1 protein-coding gene and 1 pseudogene are annotated in these 2,209 nt (G+C 69.8%); both read right to left on the minus strand.

The features are described from left to right. Positions 1 to 803: pseudogene (gene glmM, locus D180_RS10195) on the minus strand (phosphoglucosamine mutase); the annotation flags it as partial. Positions 804 to 945: 142 nt separating this feature from the next. Then, positions 946 to 1,833, minus strand: a complete 888-nt coding sequence (gene accD / locus D180_RS10200; protein ID WP_017909810.1) for an acetyl-CoA carboxylase, carboxyltransferase subunit beta — start codon at positions 1,831 to 1,833, stop codon at positions 946 to 948. Between the last annotated feature and the right edge of the window lie 376 nt (positions 1,834 to 2,209).

Genomic DNA, 2,209 nt, shown 5'->3' on the forward strand with positions numbered 1-2,209 from the left:
AGCACGTACAGCAGGCCGTCGCCGTCGACCGGGTTGCCCTGGTCGTCGGCCATCAGCACGCGGTCGCCGTCGCCGTCGAAGGCGATGCCCAGGTGCGCGCCGTGCTCGCGCACGTTGGCGGCGAGGTTGTCGATGTGCATCGAGCCGACGCCGGCGTTGATGTTGAGCCCGTCCGGCGCGGCGCCGATCGCGATCACCTCCGCGCCCAGCTCGCGAAACAGCAGCGGCGCGATGTGATAGGTCGCGCCGTGCGCGCAGTCCAGCACCAGCTTCAGCCCGCGCAGGTCGAAGCCGCGCGGCACGCTGGCCTTGCAGAACTCGATGTAGCGGCCGATCGCCTCGCGCGCGCGCATCGCCTTGCCCAGCCGCTCGGACTCGACGGTGGCGAACGGCGCGTCCAGCGCGGCCTCGATCGCCTGCTCGGTGGCGTCGTCGAGCTTCTCGCCGTGTGCGGAGAAGAACTTGATGCCGTTGTCGTAGTGCGGATTGTGCGAAGCGCTGATGACGATGCCGGCATCGGCGCCGAGGGTGCGCGTGAGGAACGCCACCGCCGGAGTCGGCATCGGCCCGAGCAACTGCACGTTGGCGCCTGCCGCGACCAGCCCGGCCTCCAGCGCCGACTCGAACATGTAGCCGGAGATGCGCGTGTCCTTGCCGATCACCACGGTCGGCCGTGCGGTGCCGCCGGCGACCAGCACGCGGCCCAGCGCATTGCCCAGGCGCATCACGAAATCGGCGGAAATCGCCCCCTGCCCGACCCGGCCGCGGATGCCGTCGGTGCCGAAGTATTTGCGTTGGCTCATGCGCTGGGGAATCGGGAATGGAGAATCGGGAATCGGGAACAGCCGGAGACGTCCAGGGATCGCGACAAGCATGGGCTTGCCGCGCGATGCGACGCACGCGCGACACCACGATTCCCCATTCCCGATTCCCGATTCCCGGCCCTCATGCCGCCTCGCTCTTCGCCGGGGCCGGCTGCCGCATCATCAGCGCCAGCAGTTCGGACAGACGATCGCGCAGTTCGCGGCGGTCGCAGATCTGGTCGATGGCGCCATGCTCGAGCAGGAACTCCGAACGCTGGAAGCCTTCCGGCAGGGTTTCTCGCACGGTCTGCTCGATCACGCGCGGGCCGGCGAAGCCGATCAGCGCATACGGCTCGGCGATGTTGATGTCGCCGAGCATGGCGAAGCTGGCCGACACGCCGCCGGTGGTGGGATGGGTCAGCACCGACACGTACGGCAGGCCGGCCTCGCGCAGGCGACCGAGCGCGGCCGAGGTCTTGGCCATCTGCATCAGCGAGAACAGGCCTTCCTGCATGCGCGCGCCGCCGCTGGCGGAGAAGCACACGAACGGTGCGCCGATCTTCAGCGCGGTCTCCGCGGCCAGGGCGAAGCGCTCGCCGACCACCGAGCCCATCGAGCCGCCCATGAAGGCGAAATCGAACGAAGCGGCGACCAGCGGCTGGCCCTTGAGCAGGCCCTGCATCGCCACCAGCGCGTCGTATTCGCCGGTGCTCTTCTGCGAGGCCTTGATGCGCTCGCCGTACTTCTTCTGGTCCTTGAACTTGAGCGCGTCGGTCGGACCCAGGCGCGCACCGATCTCGGTCGGCGCGGTGTCGGCGTCGAACAGCGCGGCCAGGCGCGCGCGCGCGCGGATCGCCATGTGGTGGCCGCACTTCGGGCACACCTCCAGGTTCTCCTCCAGCTCCGGCCGGTACAGCACGGCGCTGCAGTTGGGACACTTCTCCCACAAGCCTTCGGGAACGCTGCGCTTCTTGCTGGGCGTGCTGTCGGTGCGGATGCCCGAAGGCATCAATTTGCTGAGCCAACTCATGCGATGTGACGATCCATTGGGCGGCCGCGAGAGCCGCAGAGGGGCGACAGTCTAACTCGGTCCCCCGGTGGCCTGCAGACGGTGGCGCATGGAGCGGCCAGGCCGGCCGGTAGCGGCGCGGCTGCCGCCAGGACGCCTGCTGCGGCCGCGCAACGCGGGACGTGCGGTAGCGTCGCCGCCATCCCGCATCGTCGACACGCAAGCGGGGGCCAGCGACGGCGCGTGCCGTCCGACCAACGATGCATGTACCGCATGATCCGCACGCACCGCATTTGCGGCAGTGCGGCAACCGCGAACGCCCGCGCATGGCGGGCGTTCGCACACACACCGGGCGGGGCTCAGCCCGCGTCCAGCGCCTGCCGCAGCGGCGCCAGGA

Source organism: Xanthomonas sp. SHU 166 (genome assembly GCF_000364685.1).
In the GTDB taxonomy this organism is placed as follows: Bacteria; Pseudomonadota; Gammaproteobacteria; order Xanthomonadales; family Xanthomonadaceae; genus Xanthomonas_A; species Xanthomonas_A sontii.